The sequence below is a fragment of the Chryseobacterium sp. MHB01 genome, assembly GCF_034651565.1.
Lineage (GTDB): Bacteria > Bacteroidota > Bacteroidia > Flavobacteriales > Weeksellaceae > Chryseobacterium > Chryseobacterium nepalense.
Window position 1 is genome coordinate 1 of the sequence record NZ_JAYEDA010000021.1, and the last position, 26,437, is coordinate 26,437.

The 26,437-nt window shown below is 37.5% G+C and carries 21 protein-coding genes; 12 read left to right on the forward strand and 9 right to left on the reverse strand.

Annotated features, from left to right (window positions below; translation table 11 throughout):
* Positions 1-214: 214 nt before the first annotated feature.
* The 4 genes from U9K52_RS20055 to U9K52_RS20070 all read left to right on the forward strand — a co-directional run bounded on the left by U9K52_RS20055 (position 215) and on the right by U9K52_RS20070 (position 3,951).
* Entirely contained in the window at positions 215-784 is a 570-nt protein-coding gene (locus U9K52_RS20055; protein WP_263601361.1) for a cob(I)yrinic acid a,c-diamide adenosyltransferase, read from the forward strand.
* Positions 774-1,403 (forward strand): thiamine diphosphokinase, encoded by a 630-nt coding sequence (locus U9K52_RS20060; RefSeq protein WP_322927879.1) that lies wholly within the window; start codon positions 774-776, stop codon positions 1,401-1,403. Before U9K52_RS20055 ends, U9K52_RS20060 begins: the two co-directional genes overlap by 11 nt.
* A 167-nt stretch (positions 1,404-1,570) precedes the next feature.
* The gene (locus U9K52_RS20065; RefSeq protein WP_322927880.1) at positions 1,571-2,446 is read left to right on the forward strand and encodes a tyrosine-protein phosphatase; all 876 of its coding nucleotides are present in this window, start codon (positions 1,571-1,573) and stop codon (positions 2,444-2,446) included.
* A gap of 110 nt (positions 2,447-2,556) precedes the next feature.
* On the forward strand, positions 2,557-3,951 hold the full coding sequence (locus U9K52_RS20070) for a hypothetical protein (RefSeq protein ID WP_322927881.1): 1,395 nt from the start codon (positions 2,557-2,559) through the stop codon (positions 3,949-3,951).
* Between the two features lie 142 nt (positions 3,952-4,093).
* Here U9K52_RS20070 and U9K52_RS20075 read toward each other — a convergent pair whose 3' ends face one another.
* On the reverse strand, positions 4,094-4,753 hold the full coding sequence (locus tag U9K52_RS20075) for an HAD family hydrolase (protein ID WP_263601358.1): 660 nt from the start codon (positions 4,751-4,753) through the stop codon (positions 4,094-4,096).
* A gap of 244 nt (positions 4,754-4,997) precedes the next feature.
* Between U9K52_RS20075 and speB the strand changes: the two genes are divergently transcribed.
* The 3 genes from speB to U9K52_RS20090 all read left to right on the forward strand — a co-directional run bounded on the left by speB (position 4,998) and on the right by U9K52_RS20090 (position 7,659).
* The gene (gene speB / locus U9K52_RS20080) at positions 4,998-5,855 is read left to right on the forward strand and encodes an agmatinase (RefSeq protein ID WP_248391423.1); all 858 of its coding nucleotides are present in this window, start codon (positions 4,998-5,000) and stop codon (positions 5,853-5,855) included.
* Between the two features lie 67 nt (positions 5,856-5,922).
* Complete coding sequence (locus tag U9K52_RS20085) at positions 5,923-6,771, forward strand: methylated-DNA--[protein]-cysteine S-methyltransferase (protein ID WP_322927883.1); 849 nt, start codon at positions 5,923-5,925, stop codon at positions 6,769-6,771.
* 276 nt (positions 6,772-7,047) lie between these two features.
* Positions 7,048-7,659, forward strand: coding sequence for an alpha-ketoglutarate-dependent dioxygenase AlkB family protein (locus U9K52_RS20090; protein ID WP_263601355.1), 612 nt, complete (start codon positions 7,048-7,050; stop codon positions 7,657-7,659).
* A 268-nt stretch (positions 7,660-7,927) separates the two neighbouring features.
* Here U9K52_RS20090 and U9K52_RS20095 read toward each other — a convergent pair whose 3' ends face one another.
* The 5 genes from U9K52_RS20095 to U9K52_RS20115 form a co-directional block, all read right to left on the reverse strand.
* Complete coding sequence (locus U9K52_RS20095; protein WP_322927885.1) at positions 7,928-9,787, reverse strand: CocE/NonD family hydrolase; 1,860 nt, start codon at positions 9,785-9,787, stop codon at positions 7,928-7,930.
* 40 nt (positions 9,788-9,827) lie between these two features.
* On the reverse strand, positions 9,828-10,124 hold the full coding sequence (locus U9K52_RS20100) for a hypothetical protein (protein WP_322927886.1): 297 nt from the start codon (positions 10,122-10,124) through the stop codon (positions 9,828-9,830).
* 121 nt (positions 10,125-10,245) lie between these two features.
* The gene (locus tag U9K52_RS20105; protein ID WP_322927887.1) at positions 10,246-13,017 is read right to left on the reverse strand and encodes a TonB-dependent receptor; all 2,772 of its coding nucleotides are present in this window, start codon (positions 13,015-13,017) and stop codon (positions 10,246-10,248) included.
* A 173-nt stretch (positions 13,018-13,190) separates the two neighbouring features.
* Entirely contained in the window at positions 13,191-13,610 is a 420-nt protein-coding gene (locus U9K52_RS20110) for an SH3 domain-containing protein (protein ID WP_263601352.1), read from the reverse strand.
* A 4-nt stretch (positions 13,611-13,614) separates the two neighbouring features.
* Positions 13,615-14,112, reverse strand: coding sequence for a BON domain-containing protein (locus U9K52_RS20115; RefSeq protein ID WP_263601351.1), 498 nt, complete (start codon positions 14,110-14,112; stop codon positions 13,615-13,617).
* Between the two features lie 235 nt (positions 14,113-14,347).
* On the opposite strand from U9K52_RS20115, the gene U9K52_RS20120 reads away from it, so the two are divergent.
* Both U9K52_RS20120 and U9K52_RS20125 read left to right on the forward strand, forming a co-directional pair.
* On the forward strand, positions 14,348-15,598 hold the full coding sequence (locus tag U9K52_RS20120; protein WP_322927888.1) for a dicarboxylate/amino acid:cation symporter: 1,251 nt from the start codon (positions 14,348-14,350) through the stop codon (positions 15,596-15,598).
* Positions 15,599-16,148: 550 nt separating this feature from the next.
* Entirely contained in the window at positions 16,149-16,862 is a 714-nt protein-coding gene (locus tag U9K52_RS20125; RefSeq protein ID WP_322927889.1) for a phytanoyl-CoA dioxygenase family protein, read from the forward strand.
* Positions 16,863-16,898: 36 nt separating this feature from the next.
* Here U9K52_RS20125 and U9K52_RS20130 read toward each other — a convergent pair whose 3' ends face one another.
* Together U9K52_RS20130 and U9K52_RS20135 are read right to left on the reverse strand one after the other, a co-directional pair.
* Entirely contained in the window at positions 16,899-17,660 is a 762-nt protein-coding gene (locus tag U9K52_RS20130) for a hypothetical protein (protein ID WP_322927890.1), read from the reverse strand.
* A gap of 8 nt (positions 17,661-17,668) precedes the next feature.
* Positions 17,669-20,479 carry a GH92 family glycosyl hydrolase gene (locus U9K52_RS20135; RefSeq protein ID WP_322927891.1) on the reverse strand — a complete coding sequence of 937 codons (2,811 nt, stop codon included), beginning with the start codon at positions 20,477-20,479 and terminating at the stop codon, positions 17,669-17,671.
* Between the two features lie 127 nt (positions 20,480-20,606).
* Between U9K52_RS20135 and U9K52_RS20140 the strand changes: the two genes are divergently transcribed.
* The 3 genes from U9K52_RS20140 (at position 20,607) to U9K52_RS20150 (ending at position 23,200) form a co-directional block, all read left to right on the forward strand.
* A complete protein-coding gene (locus U9K52_RS20140) occupies positions 20,607-21,713 on the forward strand; it encodes an Mrp/NBP35 family ATP-binding protein (RefSeq protein WP_248391447.1) in 1,107 nt (368 codons plus the stop codon).
* A 39-nt stretch (positions 21,714-21,752) separates the two neighbouring features.
* A complete protein-coding gene (locus tag U9K52_RS20145) occupies positions 21,753-22,001 on the forward strand; it encodes a NifU family protein (RefSeq protein WP_169229467.1) in 249 nt (82 codons plus the stop codon).
* Positions 22,002-22,585: 584 nt separating this feature from the next.
* Complete coding sequence (locus U9K52_RS20150) at positions 22,586-23,200, forward strand: response regulator transcription factor (protein WP_248391449.1); 615 nt, start codon at positions 22,586-22,588, stop codon at positions 23,198-23,200.
* Between the two features lie 111 nt (positions 23,201-23,311).
* On the opposite strand, the gene U9K52_RS20155 is transcribed toward U9K52_RS20150, so the two are convergent.
* Complete coding sequence (locus U9K52_RS20155; RefSeq protein ID WP_322927893.1) at positions 23,312-26,353, reverse strand: choice-of-anchor I family protein; 3,042 nt, start codon at positions 26,351-26,353, stop codon at positions 23,312-23,314.
* Positions 26,354-26,437: the final 84 nt, after the last annotated feature.

A 26,437-nucleotide genomic window follows, 5' to 3' on the forward strand; every position in this document is an offset into this window, starting at 1 on the left:
GGGCTAGGGTATTTGTCGATGATACAAATACTGGTGAAAATCTTGAATAGAAAACCGTTCATTGACTTTATAACATAACAACTGGTGGCTGACTTAATACTTTAACAGACTGATGGCCGACTTAATATCTAACAGCCCGGGGACTGAGGCTCTCGAAGTCACCGATTCTTAATCAGAACTTGTAAACCTTGCCGGAAAAAAGTAATTTAGTACAATGAAAATTTACACGAAAACAGGAGACAAAGGTCAGACTGCATTGTACGGCGGAACAAGAGTTTCAAAAGCCAGTGCAAGAGTCGACAGTTACGGAAATATAGATGAGCTGAATTCATTCATCGGAATTGCCAAAAGCCATATCGGGGACGAAGAAGTTTTAAAACAACTGAAGAAAATTCAGTTTGATTTATTTACAGTTGGTTCAGAGGCGGCAACTCCGGTTGACAAACTGATGTTAGCCAACGGAAAATCCCGACTGCCATTGGTAATTTCCGATACCGAAATAGAAGAGCTGGAAAATTGGATGGATGCCTTCGACGAAAAATTAGAGCCGCTCCAGTATTTCATTCTTCCCGGTGGCGGAAAAGCAGCGACTTTTTTACATGCAGCAAGAACAATTTGCCGAAGAGCAGAGCGTTCTCTGGTTTTCCTGAATGAATCAGAAGAAGTAAGACCCGAGCTGATAAAGTATCTGAACAGGCTTTCAGATTATCTGTTCGTTCTCGCGAGATATATTTCAAAAATCAACAACGAACCGGAAGAATACTGGAACCCGAATGAAAGATAAAGCCTTACTTTTCATTAATGGCGACGTCCCGAAATCATTTCCCGATCCTGATGAATACAATCTCATTGCCTGTACAGACGGAGCCTTTCATTATCTGAAAGAACTTAATTTTCCTTTGGAAAAACTGGATTTTATTTCCGGGGATTTTGATTCACATTCGGGTTCAGATGAAAATATTTACCAGGACAAATTCATTTATACTCCGGATCAGGATAAAACCGATTTTCAGAAAGCGCTGGAAATCATCGCGGAAAAAGACATTGCCAGTGTTGATGTTTTCGGAGGAAGCGGAGGAGAGCAGGATCATTTTTTAGGAAATCTTACGGTAGCTTTTGGTTTTAAAGATCAGCTAAACATAAGGTTTTATGATGAATTTTCTGAATATTATTTTATTCCGAAAAAATTTACTGTAAAAAATCTAAAAGGTAAAATGGTTTCATTATATCCCTTTCCTTCCGTTGAAAATATTACAACCAAAGGGTTGAACTGGCCTCTAACTAATGGAAATTTAAGTATTACATCCAATATAGGAACCCGGAATTTTGCCGTTCATGATGAAGTTTCTGTTGAATATGAAAAGGGAGATTTATTAATTTTCATTGGTAAAAATTACCTGTAATTAATAATTTTAAACTTTAGGCATAAATTACGTGTAAATCAGCGTAATCTGTGGAAATTAAAATTTGTTCATAACTAACAGTTATTATTCAATTAAATAAATTCTAATCTGTGTAAATCCGTGAAACTAGCGGATTTAAAAAGCAATTAGCTTTACAGAATCAAAAAATGAAAAATTTAATCAAAATACTTTTTCTCATTGTTTCAATATATTGCGTAAGCTCATGCAAAACGCAAAACTTCTCTGCTCCTGAGTACGGAAGAAATATAAGTGAAAAAAATATCAAAATTAAAGAGGTTCATAATTTCAGATCTGTCAGTAACATCAGAAATATTGAGGGAAGAATCCTGAAAAGTGGAAAATTTTACCGAAGCGGAAATCTTCATCAACTGAAAAGAAAATCCTTTAAAGAATTGGAAAATCTTGGAATAAAAGAAACGATCGACCTAAGAAATTCCAGAGAAATTGCACAGAAACCGGATCATCTTCCGGGGCAGATGGTTTACAAAAATTATTCTGCTTTTGAGGATGAAGGCGATCAGTTGGACAAGGCTAGAAAATTAGTGCTGAAAGGAAAAGTAAAAGGTGAAGATGCCGACAGAAGAATGCTTGATTTTTACAGAGAATATATCACAGAAAATCCTGAAATAATCAGGGAAACTATCACTGAAATTTTAGATTCTGATCAGCCTGTTCTGTACCACTGTACTGCCGGAAAAGACCGTACAGGAATCATTACAGCACTTATTTTAACCGTACTGAAATTCGACAAACAAACTATTTATAACGATTATCTGCTATCAAATAATTATAGAAAAAACTTAGTTAATCAAAGACTTAAACTTGCCAGAAATCTACATTTTCTGTACCCTAAGATGGATATTAGTGTACTTGAAAAACTCAGTTGGGTAGAAAAGGCTTATCTGGATGCTGCATTTAATGAAATCAATAAAAAATATGGTTCTGAAGATGCTTATATTCAACAGGTTTTAAAAATAAATGAAAATAAACGGGAAGAATATATCAGGAAGTTCACGGATTAATAATTAGCGCTGATTTCAAGATCGAAAACGATAAAAATTTATAATAACTTTAACGCTAAAAAACCAAACTTTTTTAGCAATTTTGCATTTCTTAATTCACTTGTTTAGAAATGAAAATAAAATACTCGGAACTAATTGATCAGACATTGTATTTTCCAACAGAAGAATTCAATGTATCTGAGAACAATTTGTTGTTTCACGACATTCCGTTGATGGATGTTGTTGAAAAATTTGGCACCCCGCTAAAAATTAGCTACCTGCCGAGAATTTCTCAAAATATCCAGAAGGCGAAAAGCTGGTTTAAGGAAGCTTTTGAGAAAACCGAATATAAAAAAAATTATACTTATTGCTACTGTACAAAATCAAGTCATTTCAAATTTGTACTGGAAGAAGCACTCAAAAATGATATTTCCATAGAAACTTCTTCCGCTTACGATATGGATATCGTAAAATCTCTTTACGAGAATGGAAAAGTGGATAAAAATATTGAAGTAATCTGCAACGGTTTCAAAACAGATGATTATCTGGCAAAGATTTCGGATATGATCAATAACGGTTTTGAAAATATTACCCCGATTCTTGATAATTACCGTGAACTGGATAAACTTACGGAAAGCATTGATACTACTTTCGACATCGGAATCAGAATTGCTTCTGAGGAAGAACCGAAGTTTGAATTTTATACCTCAAGGTTGGGAATAGGATACAAGGATATTATTCCTTATTACAGCCAGAAAATTGCAGAACACCCGAATGCAAGGCTTAAAATGCTTCACTTCTTCATTAATACCGGAATCAAGGACACCGCTTATTACTGGAATGAACTCTACAAATGTCTTCGTGTATATGCACGTCTGAAAAAAATCGCACCGGAAGTTGATTCCTTAAATATTGGTGGCGGATTTCCTATCAAAACTTCCCTGAACTTTGATTATGACTATCAGTATATGGTAGAGGAAATTGTTTCCCAGATCAAAAAATTCTGTGAAGAAGAAGGAGTGGAAGAACCAAATATTTATACAGAGTTCGGTAGCTTTACCGTTGGAGAAAGCGGCGCGAATATTTATAAGATAATTTCTCAGAAACGTCAAAACGATAGAGAAAAGTGGAATATGATCGACTCATCGTTTATGACCACACTTCCTGATACATGGGCCATTTCAAGACACTTCATCATGCTTCCGCTGAACCGTTGGGAAGACACCTATGAAAGAGTGTTTTTGGGTGGTCTGACTTGTGATTCGGATGATTATTATAATTCTGAGCAGCATACCAATGCCATTTATCTGCCTGTGTTCAGTGATACAAAACCTTTATATATCGGATTTTTCCACACGGGAGCATATCAGGAAACCATCAGTGGTTTTGGAGGAATTCACCACTGTCTGATGCCGCAGCCAAGACACGTCCTGATTCAGAAAGATGAAAACGGGGAGCTGCAATACGAGATTTTCCGTGAAAAGCAGGAGCCGGAAGATGTATTGAAAATCCTTGGGTATAAATAACTGTAAATTGTCATTGCAAGAAGCGAAGCGACGAAGCAATCTCAAAGTTACATAGATTCTTCATTCCACTACGTTTCATTCAGAATGACAGCAATGAAATATAATAAAAAGCTCTCAGAACCAGACTGAGAGCTTTTTGCGTTTAAAAATATTGCGAGATTTTATCAATCTGAAGATCTTCGTAATCCGAAACTACCGTATCCGCCAATGTATAATCCTGGTTTTTAGAATGCGGACTTCTATATGCGGCACAGAAAATTTTTGCCCGGTGTGCCGCTAAAATACCATTGGTAGAATCTTCAATTACCATGCAGTTTTCAACGGGGTGTCCTGCCATTTCCGCAGCCAGCAGGAAAACCTCGGGATGAGGCTTTGATTCTTTCAAATCGGCACCGCTTATTTTACCGCTGAAATATTTTTCAAGCTCAAATTTCTCAAAAACCATATCAATAGTGGTCATCGTTGCAGACGATGCAAGAATCAGGGTGATGCCGTTTTCATAATAATGCTCAATCAGTTCTTTCACTCCGGAAATCAGGTCGAATTCCTCATCATTATAAAAATAATCCTTAAAATACTCCCTTTTAATTTTTGCTATTTCTTCAAAGGTTTGTTTTAGATTGAAATTTTTAATCAATGTATCACACACTCTTTTGGTAGAAGCTCCCGTAAATGAAGCATACAATTCCTCGGAAACATCAATTCCCAGTTCTTTAAATGTTTTAAAATAGGCTTTTCTGTGCAAGGGTTCTGTATCCACAATAACGCCATCCATATCGAACAGCACAGCTTTTAACGACATACAATTTTGTTTTTGTAAAGGTAAGGATTTTGGTGGGAAGCGGGAAGTTGGAGAATGGAAGTTTAAAATTGGAGGGCGTAATTTTATTAGGTTAATTATTTGAATTTAAAAATGATTTAGATCTAAAATTTCAACATTAATTATTCTTCATTATGTAAAACTTCCAGCACCTATCTTCCAGCCTCCCTCCACTTCTCCAAACTTCTTTGTATCTTTGCCGAAATCATTTAATTTCAGATAAAACATGAAAACATACGCAGGAATTCCTGAAGAAAATGCATCACTGGAAAACTCGAAAGTAGTGTTGGTAACGGTCCCTTACGATGGAACATCTACATGGGGAAAAGGAGCCGACAAAGGACCGGAATTGTTCCTGAACGCTTCAGAAAATATGGAACTTTACGATATTGAAACACAGACTGAACCTTATCTTGAAGGCGTGTATTTAGCAGGCGAAGTTTCTGAAAACGCTACTCCTGAAGCCATGACGGAAGCGGTTTATCAAAAAACAAAAGAACTTTTAAGTCATGACGATAAATTGTTTACCCTTTTTGGCGGGGAACATTCCGTTTCTATCGGTTCGATTCGTGCAGTAGGAGAGAAGTTTGAGAATTTAACGGTTCTTCAGCTGGATGCTCACACCGACTTACGTCCGGAATTCCACGGTTCTACTTCCAATCACGCATGTGCAGTTTTTGAAGCCAGCCAGAAACATAACCTGGTACAGGTGGGAATCCGTTCTATGGATATTGAGGAAGCACAATATCTGCCGGAAGGAAGAGTGTTTTTTGCTCACGAAATTGCCAACAACGAAAATTGGGTAAATGATGTATTGGAAAAAGTTTCAGGGAATGTATATATCACCATCGATCTTGATGCTTTTGATCCTTCCATCGCACCTTCAACAGGAACACCGGAACCTGGAGGCTTACAATGGTATCCGACTTTGGAATTGTTGAGAAAAGTATTTGAAAAATGTAATGTGGTGGCATTTGATATTGTAGAATTAATGGATTCTCCGATGGCAAAACCAAGTGCATTCCTTGCTGCAAAGCTGTATTACAAAATGCTTGCGTATTATCACCTTTATAAAAACAACTAAAATTCCGCAGGAATCGGATTTTTTCTACCGGATCTTCTTCGGAAATTTGTGAGGTAAAATTAATGATATGTCCACACAAAATCAGTTAGATTACAAAAGAATTGCCAAAGCGATAGAATATATCCGCAGCAATTTTAAGCTTCAGCCAAGTTTGGAAGAAGTGGCGGAGAAAATACACCTGAGTCCTGCACATTTTCAGAAAATGTTTTCGGATTGGGCAGGGACAAGTCCGAAGAAATTTTTACAGTTCATCAGCCTGGAACACGCCAAATCTTTATTGAAAGAAGAAAAGGCAAGTTTATTTGATACGGCTTTTGAAACAGGTTTCTCCAGTACGAGCCGGCTGCACGATCTGTTTGTGAAAATCGAAGGAATGTCTCCTGCAGAATATAAAAATGGCGGAAAGAATCTGAACATCAATTACAGTTTTTCAGACAGTCCTTTTGGAAAATTAATTGCAGCTTCCACAGAAAAAGGAATCTGCTATATGGCTTTTGAAAATGATATACAAAAAGCATTGGGAGATTTACAGTCAAAATTTCCCAATGCTTCTTTTATTGAAAGGCAGGACGAGCTTCAGGCCAATGCCCTGTCCATATTCAATAAAGACTGGACTAAGCTAAATACCGTAAAATTACATTTAAAAGGCACGGATTTTCAGCTGAAAGTTTGGGAAAGCCTTCTTACCATTCCGATGGGGAAACTCTCTACTTATGGAAGCTTAGCCGGGAAAATAGGGCACCCGAATGCTTCAAGAGCGGTAGGAACGGCAATAGGCAGTAATCCTGTTGCGTTTTTGATCCCTTGTCACCGCGTGATCCAATCTTCCGGAAATATCGGGGGTTATATGTGGGGAACTGACCGAAAGCAGCTAATGATTGGCTGGGAAAGCTCGCAGGTTTATTCGGATTTTTAAGCATAAAGGGCGCAAATTTTCACGAATAAATACAAATTGATTTATTTAAATTTATAAAGCCAATAATTTCATCAATAGGAACGGGCTTTAGTCCATTTTAAAGATATAAATCAGAACCGGCTTTAGCCAAACTTCAACACATCTTCATCTTCATCATTGTATAAGAATTAAGGTTTATGTATTAGATGTTAATTTTAATAATATCTTGCCTGGATTCTTACAGAATAACAAGATGAGATAATAAACATAAACCCTAAACACAAAACTCAGATTGTCATGCTCAATTTATTCGAAGATATATCAGATTATCCTTTAAATCTTCTTCCTGATGATGGAATCGCTCATTATTACGGAAAAATATTTTCCGGAGAAAAATCTGATTTTTATTATGATTATTTATTGAAAGAAATTCCGTGGGAAAATGACGAAGCCCTGATTTTCGGAAAATTGATCTTAACCAAAAGAAAAGTGGCGTGGTTTGGAGAGAAACCATTTGAGTACACGTATTCGAAAAGAACAAAGTATGCGAAGCCGTGGACGCCTGAACTGCTGGAATTAAAAAATAAATGTGAGCAGATGACAGGAGAAACCTATAATTCATGCCTTCTGAATTTATATCACGACGGCAGTGAAGGAATGGCTTACCACAGTGATGCCGAAAAGGATCTTAAAAAACATGGAGCCATTGCATCGCTGACATTCGGTGCAGAAAGAAAGTTCTTGTTTAAACATAAAACAACGAAAGAAAAAGTAGAAATATTCCTGGAAAACGGAAGTTTACTCGTGATGAAAGGAACAACACAGGATCACTGGCTGCACAGGCTTCCGCCAACAACAAAAGTGAAAACCCCAAGAGTAAACCTGACTTTCAGAACGATTGAGGAGTAAAAATGGTGGCTGAGGTTCTCGAAGCCACCATTTTTAGGTATAATTTAAAATATAACAATCTCGCTATCGGTGCTTAGGTCCTCGAAACCACAGTTCCATTTTTATTTCAACACCTTGACCTTGATCACAAAGTTTTTTATTTAAGCTTAATAAACGACCTGTCGCGGATCTTTGCTCCTTAAAAAGTATCCAATTATAATAGATCTTTGCATTTAGATAAGAAATAAAAAAAACAAAAAGCTGTTCAGACCGAACAGCTTTTAGAAATTTATTTCAAAACCTCAACTTCAATCGCACTGTCATCAAAAACTTTGATGAATGCTTTTGTGTAATCCTCTTTCGTCGCAAAATTTGGATTGTCTAAAAATTTTTGCGGATTGACTGCAAAAAGCGGAAACCAGGTTGAAGAAATCTGAATCTGAATTTTATGCCCCTTTTTAAAAGTATGAACAACATCCTGAAGTCTGAAATTCACAGCCGTTTTCTGGTCCGGAACCAAAGCTTCTGCTTTTTCTCTCGAATTCCTGAATCTTGCAGGCATAATTTCGCTGCGTACCATCTGATGGTAATTTCCGTAAATCACGCCTTCTTTTTTTGCGGCAGGCTTGAAATCTTCAGGATAAATATCAATCAGCTTCACGGCAAAATCTGCGTCGGTGGATGTAGAGGCAATATTTAATTTAGCCATGATCTCTCCTGCAAAAGTAACGTCTTCCGTCAGTACATCTGTTGTGAAAGTCAGAACGTCCGGTCTGCCCTCTGCAAAACGCTGGTCTTCCGACATGTAATTTTTCGGGGTAAAACCATTAAAATCTTTAAGCTTATCAGAACTTAAAACAGGATTATTCGGATCACTGTAATATTCCGAGAAACCTTGTCCTGCAGTGTTCTTCAATGTGCCGCCAGACAAATAGAAATTCACTTTCTGTGCTTCTTTCGGAGGGTATATTGCAAATTCTCTCCATTGTTTGGCGCCGGTATCGTACATCAGTGCTTCCGGTAAGCCTGCATCCTGTTTTGCATTTCCTTTCAGATAATGACTGAAAAACTTTGTTTCCACATTTTTCTGATAATATGTTGCAATGCTGTCCCCAAAATAGATGTCATTATGAAAATGTTTTCCCTGTTCATAAGCCCAGGCCCCGTGTGAAAACGGTCCCATTACAATTGTATTTTTAGCTTTCGGGCTTGTCTTTTCAATGGTTTTATAAATATTCAGCGGTCCGGAAAGATCTTCCGCATCAAACCATCCGCCAACAGTCATTACCGCATGGTTTACATTTTTAAGATGAGGAAGAAGACTTCTTTTCTGCCAGAATTCATCGTAATTCGGATGATTCATAATTTCGGTCATAAAGAAATTATCCTTGTAGTATTTCTCGTACCCGTCTTTCAAAGTTCCCATATCTCTGTAAAATTTAAGGCCATCTTCAGAAGTAGGTTTAATCATGGTGTCGTTGTACCATGCTTTATTTTCCGGTTTTGTTTTCTGAACGCCGAAAACCGGGAAGGTCCTGAAATAGCCTAGCATTACTTTTCCGTTATGGAGAAAATCGTCATTCCAGAAATCTGAAATCGGAGCTTGCGGGGAAGAGGCAACCAAAGCAGGATGCTGCGCCAGGACTCCTGCAGCAGTATAAAATCCGGGATAAGAAGTTCCGTACTGGCCCACTTTTCCATTGTTTCCTTTGATGTTTTTCAGAAGATATTCGATGGTATCGTAAGTGTCCGTACTTTCATCGACATCTTTTTTGGTTTTCCGGTCAACCTGCGGGGTCATATTGGTAAATGTTCCTTCACTCATATATCTTCCACGTACATCCTGAAGTACAAAAATATATTTATCCTGCATCAGGTATTTGTTGGGACCAAGCCTTTCTCTGTATTCATTTTCACCGTATGGCGCAATACTGTAGCAGGTTCTCTGCATCAGGAAAGGATATTTGTTTTTATTGGAAATATCTTTCGGAATGTAGACTGCTGTATAAAGTTTCACCCCGTCACGCATCGGAATGTAAAATTCCTTTTTTGTAAAGTTATCTTTCACAAAATGATCTTCATCATCCGGATTCTGTGCGTTTCCAAAGACGAATAATAAAATAAACAAAATTGAAAAATGAATCTTCATATATAAAATTTGTGGCTAATTTAATGATAAATGATTTTATTTACTGTTGACTGGGACAAGATTCTGAAGAATTGGTATTAATAATCTTTGCTATAAGCAAAAACTTTGGTAGGTCTTTCATTTGTTTTGATAACCGTTCCAACCTGTCAGAAGTAATGTTCATGCATTTTGTTGAAACGATCAATCGCTTCGATGAAACGTTCAGGCATTCCGAATAGGCGATCAACTGGTCCGGAGAAGTAATCAATCGGTCCGAAGAGGCAATCAACCAGTCCGAAGAGGCAATCAACCACTCCGGAGAGGCAATCAACCAGTCCGAAGAGGCGATCAAGTACAAATTGTTATATTTCAGTATTTTATAGCTTGTTTTTAAATAGTGTTAATGATAGATATGCCTACTTACAAACCAAAAAAAAGCATCCCCGAAAAGAGGATGCCGCTGTGTAAATAATTTTAATCTATTGGGTTTTTGTCTTTTTTCCTGCGAATTTATTAAGCTTCATCGTTAGCGAGAACATGACATAACGCGTTAGGATCAGATCGTCACGGTCTTCAAAATACGTGTTTGAAATCACTCTTCTTACACTCTGGTTTTGATTTAATACATCATAGACTTTTACTTTGGCGGTCAGCTGCTTATTAAAGAATGAATAGCCTACGCTGGTGTTCCAGAAATAAAAATCTCTTTTAAAGCCGGGTGCAATATTGGTGCTGGTATTATATTCCACATCATTTCCTAAGATCAGCCTGCTTTTAAAAATGTAGTTGGTAAGTTCCAGCTTAAAAGCCTGATTGGTGGTATTTACATCATCGATGCTGTAATTTTTATATTTTGAAAAATTATATCCTATCGTATAAGAAGGTTTTACCGTTAGTTTTTCTTTGATTTCGTACGTTAAATTGATCCCGGGATTGATGTTGTATGACTGGCTTGTAAATTCCTGGCCGTTCACGAAACCTTTATTGAATGCATAATTGGTATTGAGTCTTGGGTTGATCGTCAGTTTATTTTCTTTCCATTTGAATGTTTTGCTGAAACCTCCTCCCAGGTTGAAATTTTTATTACCGCTGATATTGGCATAGGTGATCAGCTGCCTTCCGCTTTCATCGAATGAAGAGTAATTGATGATATCATTGTTCTTATAAGTAAATCCAATATTAAAGTAATAGCTGATAGTTTTTACCATATTAAAATTGTTGAAATAAAGATACGTGGAATTGCTCCATGTGTTTTTCAGATCCGGATTTCCCTGAAAGGCTACCAAAGGATTTGAAATATCCCGGTAAGGAGTAAGCTGTTCTGCAGTCGGGATGGTAAAGTCTGAATAATGATAAAGATTTAATCTTTTATTCTGGGAAAACTGATAGTTTAGTCCCACATTATAACCTGGAAGAATGAAGTTTTTCTGCAGATCGTAATTCTGACCGGTAAAGCTTGAATTGACGTTCATGTTCGAAATATCTGCATTCAGAGCTCCCCAGGCACTTATTTTCTTTTTGTTGAGTTCAAATGATAATTCGGGAGTAAACTCATCGATCTTCTGATTCATCCTGTTTGATAAAATATCGTTGTAGCTGGAATAATCCTGTGTTGCCGTATTGAAATCATTTACATCACGCAGGTTTCTCATATTCGATGAATTATAGCGTATGCCCAGGCCAATATTCAACGAGTCCGAAAGAGGCTCTGAATATCCCAAACTGAAGCGATAATTGTTGTTGAGATTTTTCCTTACAGAATACTGGTTTCTGTTATCAAAAGATTGAGGCTGTGTATAGAAAATATTTTCAGATCTGTTCAGTACATTTTCCTTATTTTCTGTGATGCTGCTGCTCATACTCGCGTGCATTTCCCTGCCTTTTTTCCGGAATTTCTTTGAGAAATAAATATTTGGGCTAAAGGAGTTGTTCTCAGAATCTGTTTTGGTGTAATTATCACTTGTGTTCAGCAGGTCGTTGTCTTTGAATGTACGGGAATTGGAAGCGCTGAAATTATGTATCTCATTTCTTGAGAATGAAGGAGAGAAATAAATGCTTGTGAGAGAATCCAGTCGAATTCTTGCTGAGAGATCGAAATTATACTGCTTCGATTCATTTTCACCATTGTTTTCGGAATCTGTTTTTAAAATATAATCTGGCAATAAGGTTGTTCTTGATACTTTGGATCTTGTTTCGAGATTATTGTTGATGTGGATTAAGCTGAGGTTGTCCAGGTCGGTATCTTTTCCGAATTTATCACTGTAATTGAATCCAATAGTCGTTGACTTCTGAATACCTTTGGTGTTAGGTCCTGCTGAAGAATAATAGGTAACACCTCCGGAAGTGTATACGGAACCACCCTGCATCAGCCACGAATTTCTTCCGCGACCCATACTGTCGAAAACCTCATCGCTGGAAAAGCCCTGAGAATTTATATTATTTGAAGCCGCCAGGATACTTATTTTGGTGTCGTTTTTAAAATAACTCAGCAGTCCGCTGCCTTCATATCTCTTGTCAGAGCCATAGCCCAACGTAAGTCGTGAAATGAGCCCTTTGTTTTTCTTTTCATCAATATTGAAATTAATGGTGGCGTTGTTTGACTTTGATGCCTTGCCGCTCAGTTCCTCTTCTTTGGTTTTTGTCGTGGTAAACTGGATGTTTTTGATAATATCCGCAGGAAGATTCTGCAGTGCTATTCTCCCGTTTTTGTCAAAGAAAGGCTTTCCGTTGATGGTAATCTGGTCAACCTCTTTACCATTGATCGTGATTTTTCCGTCGTTATCAATCTGAACGCCGGGAATTTGCTTAAGAAGTTCTTCAATTTTACTGTCAGGACGAACCTTTATGGATGAAGCATTAAATTCAATCGTATCCTTTTTAATCTTTACCGGCGATGCCGTAAGCCTAACTTCCTCAATATTGGTTATCGAGTTTTTCTCCATCTCGATATCTCCTAACGAAAAAGATTTTTCAATTTTTTCAAGACGCTTGGAAAAAGAAATCATTTTGTCGGCATCTATTTTCAGAATGCTGGGTTCATTCAGTTCGTCTGCTTTCAGGGAAAACTTTCCCTCGCGGTTGGTTGCAGTATAATTGATAATAGAAGAATCTTTTTGCTTGAGAAGATAAACCGTTGCATTTTCAATAGGTTTTTTTTCTAGGCCGAGTATTTTTCCGTCGATGTTTAATTTTTGAGCGTTAAGAATCAAAATATTGAATGTCAGGATAAGCAGAATTGCTAATTTCTTCATGTATCATAGATTATTAGAGCTGCAAAAGTATAAAAAACATTATTTAATTCACAATTAATAGAGTTAAATACAGTTAATTTTTCCCCTGAAATTGGGGGTTAACTGTTAATTTTCCATAAAAATAAAACATCCCTTTGACAAAGGATGTTTTTTAATTATATAGATTGAGGATACTAAGCTCTCAAATATCTTGAATAAGCATAGCCCTCCTGTCCGTCAGAAGTTTTCACTTTCCACCAGTCATCGGAAGTCTGTTCTACAAGCGTGATGGAAGAACCTTTGCTTACTTTTCCGATAATAGCTGCATCCGTAGAAGGTTCCTGTCTGATATTGAGATTAGAATCATCCGTTGCTACAGTGAGTGCCGTTCCTTTAGTAAGTCCGGAAACCTGTACATCAATATTAATATCTGAAGCGGAATAAGTGGAATCAATGGTTCCCAAAGCATTCCATACCGCATCTTTGGCAGCGGTGTTTGAGGCACTTCCCGAAACATACAGAATACCATCCTGTTCCTGAACTTTAAGATCAGAAATTCCTGCAGCCTGTGCCGCAGAAACCACACTTGAATATTTGTCTTCTAAAGTACTCATCTCGTTATTTTTTAACTGTATAATTATAGTTTACCTTTCCTACTTTTAAAGCATCTACCGATTCTTTTACTTTTCTTGCATCTGAAGCAGAAATAGTTCCGGTTAAGGTTAGTTCTCCGTTTATGACCTCCAATTTTACTCCGGGAATATCTTTTACGGCATCCTGTAATTTTTGCTGTACGGCAGGATCCACAGCAGACTGCGTTTCTACAGGAGCAGGTGTTGCTGCGGCTGCAGGAGCTACCGTTGCCATATCATGTACGTCTTTAATTCCGTTGATGGCTTTAAGCTGTGTGATCATAGCGTCTTTTTCTTCCTGGGTTTCAAAGGTGCCACTGAGATGTGCAACACCATCTTTTACTTCTACAGAAGCTCCAGGATTAGAGGTTACCACCGTAGTAGCCTGCGTCTGCAGGTCGGTATCAGAAACCTTTTTTTTGCATGAAACTGATCCCAAAGAGATAGCTACAGCTAAGGCAGCCATTGCGATAGTTTTTTTCATAGTTGTATATTTTGATGTATTTAATATGATCAAGATAACAATAAAATTTATACCAAAAGATCATATTTAGGATTTATTTTCATGAAATTAAAAAAGAAATGTAATTCAGATTGATAAAATTGTTCTTTAAATAAAGACATTCTGAACTTAATATCTGATAACGGCTGTATTATATCTGATGTGGGATTGGAAGCAATTCTAAAAATATTATATTTGCCAAACTTGAATTATCTATATGAAAGGACAGAATAAACTATTTATAGCCATCGTTGTTGCCTTGATTCTGGGTGTGGCCATCGGCGGATTTGTACACATCCGTTATCCTGAAAGCGCAGAACCGTTTTCTAAAAACATAAAACTCTTAGGAACTGTTTTCATTCGTCTGGTGCAGATGATTATCGCACCTTTGGTATTTACGACCCTGGTGGTGGGAATTGCCAAAATGAGTGATATTAAGATGATCGGAAGGGTAGGTACAAAAGCGATGTTATGGTTCATCTCTGCTTCCTTGGTATCTCTGTTTATTGGTCTTATGTTGGTAAACTGGCTGGAGCCGGGACACGTGACAACACTCCCTATTCAGGATGCGGCTTCCGCAGATGAACTTCTGAAAAGCAGCAAAGGATTTTCCATGGAAGATTTTGTAAAGCACATTATTCCTAAAAGTGTTTTTGAAGCTTTTGCTACCAATGAAGTGCTGCAGATTGTGGTATTTTCTATCATGTTTGGGATTGCACTGGCCAATTTGGGAGACGAATATGCACAACCTGTTGTAAAGCTGTTTGATATTATCGCCCATGGAATCCTGAAAATGGTAGGTTATATTATGTGGTTTGCACCGCTGGGTGTCCTGGGAGCTATTGCAGCAGTAGTGGCAACCAATGGTTTTGAGATCTTTAAGGTTTATGCCATTTATCTCAGGGATTTTTTCTTTGCACTGGGCATTCTCTGGCTGGTTCTCTTACTTGCAGGATATTTAATCATCGGCAACCGGCTTTTTGAATTGCTGAGAAGAATTAAAGAACCTTTGCTTATTGCCTTTTCCACCACCAGTTCTGAAGCAGTTTTCCCGAAACTGGTAGAAGAGCTTGAGAGATTCGGCTGTAATAACAGGGTGGTATCATTTATTTTACCATTAGGCTATTCTTTTAATCTGGATGGGAGTATGATGTACATGACGTTTGCTTCCATTTTCATTGCCCAGATTTATGGAATTGAAATGAGTATTGGTCAGCAAATCACTATGCTTTTAGTATTGATGCTTACTTCAAAAGGAATTGCAGGTGTTCCGAGAGCTTCTCTGGTAATCATTGTGGCCACATGTTCCATGTTCGGAATTCCTCCTGAAGGAATCGCCCTGATCCTTCCGATTGACCATTTCTGTGATATGGGAAGAAGTATGACCAACGTTCTTGGAAATGCTTTGGCAACTTCAGCGGTTTCCAAATGGGAAGGACAGCTGGATAATCATGGTGGCGATCTTTAAAATATGTAGTAAATAAGAAAAATGGTCAATAGTGCATTCACTGTTGGCTATTTTTTTTAGGAGCTTTTTGACTTCTTCGAATTGTATTTGTGGATTTTTTAAGGAGCAATTTGATTATATCGAAAAGCAGTATTTATTTTTTTATTTGAAGCTTTTTCCCGCTCTCACTACTCGCTTTTCCGAGTTCTTTTCGCGGCGGCTTTGCCGCCGCGAAAAGAACTCGGAAAGAGCTCAGACATGCCGTTCGATCGGGGCTAATTGGTCATGCCGGAACTTTTCTTCATGAAATTATTACAAAATCATGAATTCTTTATAAGTCATACAATCCGTCATCCGCGGGAGAAAACATAAATCTTGAGTTATTATCCCTTTAATATTACGCTTTAAGCGAAGTCTTTTTTAAAATACTCTTGTTGAGATCCTTTCAGGATGACAAAATTGCTGCATGATTCCTAATTCAAAACAGTAATAACAGAGAATCTGCAAAATCTATGTGATCATTAAAAGAAAATCTTTGCATCTTTGCTTTTCAAAAAACTGTTTTTAGAAAATGAATTTAGACCATCATAAAAACTCAATACAGGAAAATGGCTTTACTGTAATTAACAACGTTTTTTCGGAAGAAGAAATTAAAAAGATCGGAGAAATCATTCAAAATATAGATACCTCGAAAGAGACATTCAGAAAATCAGACGATCTTTTCGCGATCAGGCAATTTTTAAAAGAAATTCCTCAAGCCAGGCAGCTGGTTTTTAATGAAAATATAAAGAACATCATCACAGAAATTTTCGGAGAACAATATTTTGTGGTGAAAAGCATTTACTTTGATAAGCCTGAAAAATCAAATTGGTATGTGGCATATCATCAGGATCTTACAATTTCTGTTGATAAAAAAACAGATCTTCCGGGATTTGGTCCATGGACTACGAAGCCGAATCAGTTTGCCGTTCAGCCGCCGATTGACATTCTGGAAAATATTTTCACTATTAGAATTCACCTGGATGATACCGATGAATACAACGGTGCGTTAAAAGTAATTCCAACATCACACGCGAAAGGAATTTACCGGCCCGAAACCATCGACTGGTCCGTAGAAACAGAAACCATCTGCAGGGTGCACAAAGGCGGAATAATGCTCATGAAGCCTTTACTTCTTCATGGATCAAACCGTACTACAAATGGAAAGAAAAGAAGGGTGATTCATATCGAATTTTCAGACAGACAATTGCCGGAAGAGCTGAAGTGGTCGGAAAATATGAATTAAAATAAAAACCTCTTTCAAAAGAAGAGGTTTAGTTTTTTACCATTCAAAATTGATTATTTCTCCATATTTTGTATTGATATTATCCGGAAGGTATAAAAGTAATATCAAAAATTCTTCTCCGGGTTTATGATCGAAGAACATAGGGGTGTCGATAATCATATTCCTTTTAAGAATGTTTTCAATTTCCTGATCTTTATCTCCGAAAGTTGTGACCGGAGTCAGTTCCTCAATTTTAGAATAATCATTAACTTTTACCTTATAAATTGCAAACGGATTTTTCGGCGAAAAGTTTTTTATTGCTGAAAGATCAGATTTGTTACCTTTTTGTAATTCATCAAAGCACGTCGCAAATTGCAGTCCTGTGAAAGCAAATTTATTTTTATCAATGTAGGCGAATGTTTTTTCCAAAACTTCAGATGTTGCTTTTTCCTTCTCCATATCAAACCTGTATTTCGGAGAACAGGACGAAATAGAATATTCACCATTGTATTTATTCAATAAAATAAGATAGGTTTCACCAGGCTGTACATCTGTTTCGCACGCTCCTGAATACGGATTTCCGATAAGACCCCTTACAGTAAGCGTTTGGAATTCCTTACCTTTATAAACCTTTTCAAATTTTATATCTGCCTTATAAGTTCTCTGTTCCGCATTTTCGCCGTAGACCTTTATAATTCTGATAATTCCCGCAACATCTGCAGCCAGATAGTTTTCTGCTAACGGATCTGTTTTACATTTGCAGGCGTACAACGTTACAACGTTTAAAACTAAAAAGAAAAAAAATAACAGTTTTTTCATGATCAGTATTATTTCACGGAAATTTCATCCACAAAAATATAAGCATCGCCGCCCGCTCCCTGGTGCCATTCCGGAAGTTTACCGAAATGATAAGCTTTTACTTTGATAAATCGAGCCTGTGTAGGCAATACCTCAGCTGAAAAATCTTTTATCTGAACGGTTTCGTCTTTCGGATCAAGTGTATTGTCTACCGTTTTTAGCAGAATGTAATCTTTGCCGTTGTTTGAAACATAATATTCTACTTTTTTCGGCATTAAAATCCAAGCTCTGCTGTCCTGAAGATAGGTGGAAGACAATTTTGTGAATTGCTGTGGAGATCTCATATCGATAACGGCTTCAAAAGTCTGTCCCTGGTAACCCAGCCATTCTCCTTTTCGCCAGTTGGTATCACCGCTGATGCCGTCAATTAAAGATAATTTTCCACTTGCGGTATACTGTGGAGTAGGATGGGAAAGTACCGAAATGTCCCAATTATTAGGTCTTCTGTTGAAGTCGGCTCTTACAATAGAGCTTTTTTCTCCTTTTCGCTCTGCGTAAGCGGCAACCTGCGTTGTTTTGGTAATGGTGAACGGACCTTTGTAAGGCATGAACATTTTTCTAACATTAGCATCTCCTTCGTCGAGTGTCATGTAGTAAATTTTATCATCAGGATTCATGGCAGTGATTTCTACTTTCGTATTAAGATCAAAGATTCTTGCTGCTGCAATCACGGGCGAAGCTGTTAATTCATCATATTTAAAATCTTTGTAGGATTTTGCATTTTCAAAACCAAGTTTTTTAAGTTCTTCTTTGCCTGTATTTTTAGTGATGGTTCTTGTGGTTCCGTCTTCAAGATGAATTTTAACCTCATCAAAATAAGGTTTTGTGGTCTGCCATTCGGGTAATCCGGGTGTTACGGAATAAATTCCCAGGGCACTCAGAATGTACCATGCGCTCATCTGTCCGCAGTCTTCATTTCCGATCAGCCCGTCCGGAGTATTTTTATAATAGTTATCGAGGATGAATTTAATCTTCGCATCTGTTTTTTCCGGCTTATCGACATAATTGTAAAGGTACGCAATATGGTGGCTCGGTTCATTTCCCTGGGCATATTGCCCGATCAGTCCGGTGATATCCACCTGTTCTCTTCCTGTGGTTTTATCCGGTGCAGAAAAAATAGCGTCAATAAACTGCTCAAACTTTTCCTTTCCGCCATGAGCTGCAATTAATCCCGGAATATCCTGCTGAACAGAATAAGAATAATGCCATGAATTTCCTTCCGTATAGTTATTATTCACTTCACGAGGTTCAAAAGGCTCGTACCAGTTTCCGTTTTTTCTCGGCTGCATAAATCCGTTTTTAGGATTGTAGAGGTTTTTCCAGTTCTGAGAACGCTTCATAAAATACTGGTAATCTTCTTTTTTGCCTAAAATTTTAGCCATTTGCGCAATACACCAGTCGTCATAGGCATATTCCACCGTTTTGGAAACACTTTCATGTTCATCATCAATACTGATGAAATTGTTCTGTTTGTAGGCATTTAACCCGAAGATATCCAGCATGGCAGAATGTTTGGAAGCCTCGAATGCTTTTTCATAATCAAAACCGGTGATTCCCTTTGCCATGGCATCGGCAATAACCGACACTGCATGATAACCGATCATACATTCTGTTTCGTTGGAAGCCAGTTCCCAAACGGGAAGTTTTCCGCCCTGCTCATACTGTTTGATAAAAGTATTGATGAAATCTGCCGTTCTTTTTCTGTCAATTAATGTCATCAGAGGATGTGCTGCTCTGAAGGTATCCCACAGTGAAAAAACCGAATAATAATCAAAACCGTTGGCCATATAGAATTTGTTGTCGCGGCCTCTGTATTTTCCGTCAACATCCATATTAATGTTCGGCTGTGTGAAAACATGATACATAGCTGTATAAAAAACAGCTAGCTTATCTTTATCCGGAGATTTAACTTCGATTTTAGATAATTCTTTATCCCAGTCAGCTACGGCCTGTTTTCTTATCGCTTCAAAATCATTTGATTTACCTTCTGCAAGCATATTTTTGGCAGCGCCTTCATAACCGGTAGTGGAAATTGATACTTTTACGAGAATTTTCTCTCCTTTTTTTACTTGAGCTGAAAAAGCTAAAGCTATTTCAGTCCCGTCAAAAGTTGCTTCACTGCGATCTGTACTTTTTCCAGCTCTTTTTGATTTTGAAACTTTTATTGGTTTTGAAAATTCAATTCTGGCATAGATGTACTGGTTGGTTGCCCAGGCTTCACTTCTGCGGAGAACTTCGATCGTTTTGTCATTGATAATTCTTACCTCACCTTGCAATAATTTATCCCTGTGATTTAAGTCTAAAATAATATTGGCATTTCCGGCATTATTGAATGTGTATTCATGGTAACCTACTCTTTTTGTAGTGGTTAAACGTACATCAATATTGTGCTTATCTAATTTAACCGCATAAAATCCTGCTGAAGCTTTTTCGTTTTTATGTGAAAATTTCGAAGAATATTCTTTTGGAGTAAGTCCCGGGTTTCCCATCGTTGGCATCAGCATAATATCTCCGTAATCCGAAACTCCCGTTCCGTTAAGATGCGTATGAGAAAATCCATAAATCACGGAGTCTGAGTAATGATAGCCGCTGCAGCCGTCCCAGCTTCCGTCGATTCTTGTATCCGGAGATAGCTGCACCATTCCGAAGGGAACAATTGCTCCCGGAAAAGTATGTCCGTGGCCACCTGTTCCGATAAACGGATTCACATATTGCGAATAATTTTGTGAAAATGTATTATGGAATAAAATTCCTAAAAGAACGATGAATATTCTTTTCATGATCTATAAATTAAAATTCCCCTAAAATACTATAAAATTAGCTTTCGCAAAAGAAAATATCTATCAGTGTCTTTACTTATTCTAAATAGGTTAATTTTTCGTAAATTTGTAGACAATTTATTAGTTTATGTTGACGAAAGACAAGGTTCAGAATTTCCTTAAAGATATAGAAGTAGATGATTTGGTAAACAATCTTCAGATCATGGGTAATGAGGTTTATATTGATATGACTGCTCATTCACCGGCCATGCATGAAAAGAAAAAGCTTGAAGCAGCCATGAAACAGGCTTTTGCAAGCGAATTCGGAGAAGAGGTAAACCTGAAACTGAAAATCGTTTCTCCGGAACCGAGTGAAATTCAGCAAAGCCAGATCAAAGGAAAACAGATTCCCGGAATCCAGAATATCATTGCTATTGCTTCAGGAAAGGGCGGGGTAGGAAAGTCTACCGTTTCTGCGAACATAGCAGTAACACTGGCAAAAATGGGTTTCAAAGTAGGATTGCTGGATGCTGATATTTACGGTCCATCTGTTCCTACGATGTTTGATACGGAAGGGCAAAAACCGATTTCTGTAGAAATTGAAGGCAAAAATCTAATGAAACCGATCGAGAACTATGGTGTAAAAATGCTTTCTATAGGATACTTTTCAGGAGCAAATCAGGCGGTAGTTTGGAGAGGACCAATGGCTTCAAAGGCATTAAACCAGATGATCAGAGATGCAGCGTGGGGAGAACTTGATTTTTTATTAATTGACCTTCCTCCGGGAACCGGAGACATTCACCTGTCTATTATCCAGGAAGTGCCTGTAACGGGTGCCGTGATTGTGAGCACACCGCAGCATGTAGCTTTGGCAGACGTAAGAAAAGGTATTGCAATGTTCCAAATGGAAAGTATTAATATTCCAGTTCTTGGATTAATCGAAAATATGGCGTACTTTACACCGGAAGAATTGCCTGAAAATAAATATTATATTTTTGGAAAACAAGGCGCTCAGTATCTTGCAGAAGATCTTGGTATTCCTGTACTGGGGGAAATTCCTTTGATTCAGAGCATCAGGGAAGCTGGAGATGTAGGAAGACCGGCAGCATTGCAGGAAAATTCTGTAATTGCAGAGGTGTACACGGAAACTGCCCGAAGAATGGTGGAAAGCCTTGTAGAAAGAAACAAAAATCTGCCTCCTACGGAAGCGGTTAAGATCACTACGATGGCAGGATGCTCCCCAAAAGCAAAATAATTTCAATAGTAATTGAAACCAAATTGAACTGAAAAAAATATGGAAACAAATATAACACACGAAGATACAGTAACAAGGGTATTGGAAGCTTTGGAAAGTATCCGTCCGTTTCTCAATAAAGACGGAGGGGATATCGAGCTTATCGATGTGAAGGATAATCTGGTTTATGTAAAACTTTTAGGAAACTGTTCCGGATGTTCGTTAAATTTTTCTACCCTGAAACTGGGTGTTGAGAACACGATTAAGCAGCATGCTCCGGAGATAGAAAAAGTTGTAAGCGTAGAATAAAAGAAAAAATTAAATATATTTTTCAGCAGACCTTTAATATTTAGAGGTCTGTTTTTTTTATTTTAGATTTTTCATATACTTATAACTTTTAAAATTGCCAATCTTTACGCAGGATTTATCTTTACAAGGAAGGGATTTGAACAAAGATTCGGTTGGTTTTAAATTTATCACACTATTTTGATTTTTATGTGTAATCGTTTTCACTTGATTTATAAGAAATTATTTAGAAAATTTATGAAATATTTATAGTAATATTTCTACATGCCCATGAATATTTTATGTATTATTTTTGTAGAAAATATTTACAGCGCTAAGATAAGGATGAATGCTTGTAACATACTTTTTTATTCATTTAATTTATATGTTTAATAATTTTTAAAGATTTTATAAAAATTATTTTCAATTATTAGGTTCCTGAATTTCCGGAATCATAAAACCGTTGTAATAACTTTAATAAAACTCCTGATAGAAAGGTATGGATAGAAATGTATATGGTATTTGGTCTGTAACTTGTATTGAAAACATAACAATAAAGAGAAGCTGTTTCCCGTTTGACTGGGACTTTTATTTAAAAAACTAACTCTATGAAAAATATACTCATTGCTGACGGTCACTATGTAGTAAGAACAGGTACAGCTCTGGTGCTAAAGTCAAAACTCCAATATCATTGTAATATAGATTTTGCTGAAACATACTCCGATACAAAGGATATGGTTTCTGAAAAGGTATATGATCTTTTAATTATTGATATTGATATACCGGGAAGTATTTTTAGGGCAATGGTAAAAGATCTTAAGAAAAAGCAAAAACACCTTAAGATTTTATTTTTTTCAACTTATGATGACAATGTAGGGATACAATACATAGAAGAGGGAGCTGCCGGATATCTCAACAAAGGAGCCTCAGAATCTGAAATCATTACCGCGGTAAATTCCATGTTTGAGGAAGGCTATTATTATACCGTGGATATGATGAAGAAGCTGGTTACACATACTGCGGGCAGTCATTCTGTAGAAAGACTTTCTAAAAGAGAATTTCAGATTTTTAAGCTTCTTGCGCAGGGAAACGGGAATATAGAAATTTCAAACATACTGAACCTTAAGATGTCTACCATCAGTACTTATAAGAAAAAAATCTTTGAAAAGCTGCAGGTGAAAAATGTAGTTGATCTTGTAAGAATTTATGACGATATGCATTAATTATAAATCCCGGCAGAGAAATTCGCCGGGATTGATTTTTTTAAAGAATATTTATTGTAAGGATAAAAAAGCCCGGTAAAGGGCTTATTCAAATCAACTAAATAATGTATTCTATTTTACAACAACTCTTTTTGTTTGTCCTTCTGAAGTTTTCAAAAGATAAACTCCTGTAGAAAGTTCAGAAGTATCAATAGTTAAAGCCTTTTTATCTTTTCTGATTAATTTTCCGGACATGTCGTACAGCTCATAATCCTGCATTCTGTTGAAATAAAGAGTATTTCCTTTTGTTATAGGATTTGGGAATACATTAAAGGTAGTCTTAGCTGTTTTTATCTCACCTGTTGCCAGAGTAGGGGCACCCGCAACTTCATACATGGATAAAGTTCCGCTTATTTCGTTGGCGATGATTACATAGCCTTTACCTGTTGTTGTATTTTCAGGAGCTACGTAGATAATTCCTTCAGGTCCGTTATCGCCACCATAAGCAGAAGTCATACGCGAATGTTTGTAATCGGTAAATGTTGGATTATTAGGGTCTGTAATATTGTAAACCATCACACCGCCGGTTCTTTCCAAAGTAATAAAAGCATAAGTCTGCCCATTGATCGTTCCTAGAGCCACACCTTCCGGCTCCGGGCCTTTCGCGCGGCTTCTGTTCTTTACAGTATTTGATTCATTATCAGCATTGAAGATCAAAGGATGATTAGCTGCAATATACCGCTCAAACTGATCTCCACTGTCGTAAACAATCTGTCTTGTATCTGCATTAAATATGGAAAAAGAACGTGCGCCTAACGCTGCAATCTCTTCAAAATCTGCGTCGCCATCTGTATTTCCTGTAGCATTAGAAACTCTGAATCTGCCCAAATTATAAGAAGCTTTCAAAATCGCTGCCTGAGGAAACAAAGCTGGATCAGGACTATAATTATTTGCTCCCACCGTTGTTCTTTCGCTGAAGCCTGAAAGATCTTTTTCATCTCCTTCGTTGGCCGTAACAATATAATGAGTATTCCCCACTTTATAATTCTGAACCGCATCCGGAGTGTAGTACGCTTTTACAGGCCAGTTGGCGATTAAAATTTCATTATTGTTATCCGATGCATCGAAGCCGTTTCCGGGAATGCTCATGTCTTTTTTACCCAGTCCCCAGATTCCGGTAATTGTTTTTGTCGCTAAATTCACCTCTGCCACCGCATTGTTTTCCTGAAGCGTAACCCATGCTTTCTGACTGTCTGAACTGATCGTAATATATTCCGGTTCCAGATCCTGGGAAAGGGTGTTGTTCGTTCTCACTTTTCTTAGACCTGTTGCTGTTAAAGCAGCAACCTGAGCATCAAATGCATTAAAATTTAGGGTTGTTACATTAGATTGGGTAAGGTTTGCAATTCCGCCTGAAATATCAATGATGCTGATTGTACCTTCAGGATCAACGGTGTAAGCATCATTCGGTTCTCCTTCGTTAGCGGTCATTACTTTTGTACCGTCCGGTGAGAAAGTAATCATATCCGGCAAAGCACCTACGGTTACCTGTTTCAGGAAATTCCCGTTGATATCAAAGAAAACTACGGAGCCATTCTGTTGCGGATTGGTATTCGGAGAAGCGGCAGCGATGATTCCGTTTTTTACGGCAATACTGGTAATACCTCCGTACGGAGCCATGTTGATAGTATTGATTACTGTTGGGGTTGTAGGATTGCTAAAGTTAATAATATCAAAAACATCCGTAATGGAGCTGATGGTAAATAATCTCTGAGTTGCGGGATCATGAACAACAATTTCCGTAGAACTGTTGTTGTTTCCGGAAGGATCAAAACTTCCGATATAGTTTAGGGCAATCTGATTTGACGGAACAGGTGCCTGCTTGTCATTATCAATAATATAAATTGTTGCATTATTGTCTCCGGAAATGGTTGCCCCAACAGGATTTTCAAGACTCACTACAAAATATTCTGCCTGCTGTTCTTCAGCTATATCATCAATGATCGGAATATTCACGGTATAGCTTGTTGTAGAAGGATTAATCGTAATGGTCTGATTGGCCAATGTAAAATCATTACTGTCCGCAGTACTGAACGGAGCAGGTTTTACCACAAGATTCACGGTAGCATTTGATGGATTGGCAATATTTAGCTTAAATGCTAATGTTCCTGCATTTTCATTGACTTTAATAAAATTTTTATCTAAAGAAACGGAAGTTCCCGCAGTAGTAAAAGTGGAAGAGGTCACCGTACTTACGGCATTGTCACTCGTATCCTCAACGGTATTCGGCTTTAAAGCCAGAAAATAAGTCTGATTGGTCGCTAAACCAGAAACAGGAATTATGGTGATTGTATTATTCGCAAATGTTGTAGTGAAAGGAACCTGTGCTCCCAAAGCATCTGTTAACCGGAAATCAACCAGATTTTGTGCATTAGCATTGGTAATTGCAGAATTATCCAGCAGCCTTACATTTTCGTTGAATGTAATAGTAGGATTTGCGGTAGAAGAAGCATTATTTGTATTATTTGCCGGAAGATACGTTACTGTTGGTGGCGTTGTGTCGGCTCCGTTTACAGCAGTTGCATCTACGGTAAAATTATCAAACCGGTTATTTCCCACACTTCCGCCGCCAGTTGGAGAGAATTCAACTTTAAGCTTAAAATTTGGGTTGTTGGAAACGCCGCTCACTCCGGAAAAATCAAATGTAATCAGCTGCGGGTTGGCATCCTGCGGGGAAATAGTCTGGTATGTCTGAAATATCGTTCCGTCCGTAGAATAAGACCATGTCTGTGTTCCCGCTCCGGAACCGGATCTTCTAGTTGTAAATTTCACAACTACATTTTGATACCCTGTCGTAGGTAAATTAAACTGCAGGTTTCCGTTAATAGGGAAGTTATATCGTAAATGGGTTCCTGCGGCATCTCCGTTTCTGGCATTCAGATTTTCAACATTGAAATTCTGTCCTGTTCCGCCTGCAAAATCGATCTCTGTCGTCCCATTAATCACTGCGTTCAGTGATCCTCCTGTTAAACTTACTGTAGGAGTGGTAATGGCAGCAACAGAAGTATTATTGTTAAAATTCCAGTAGTGGATAAGGGATGTCTGTCCAAAAACCGCTCCCTGAAGGAAAAATGCAGCTATAACAGAACCTTTCAAAAAGTAGTTATTAATCATTTTTGCTGATATTAAATTTATGCAAAAATGGAGTTTCTACTTTTTAAATATTTTAAGGTAATTTTAATAAATGATTAATAAATA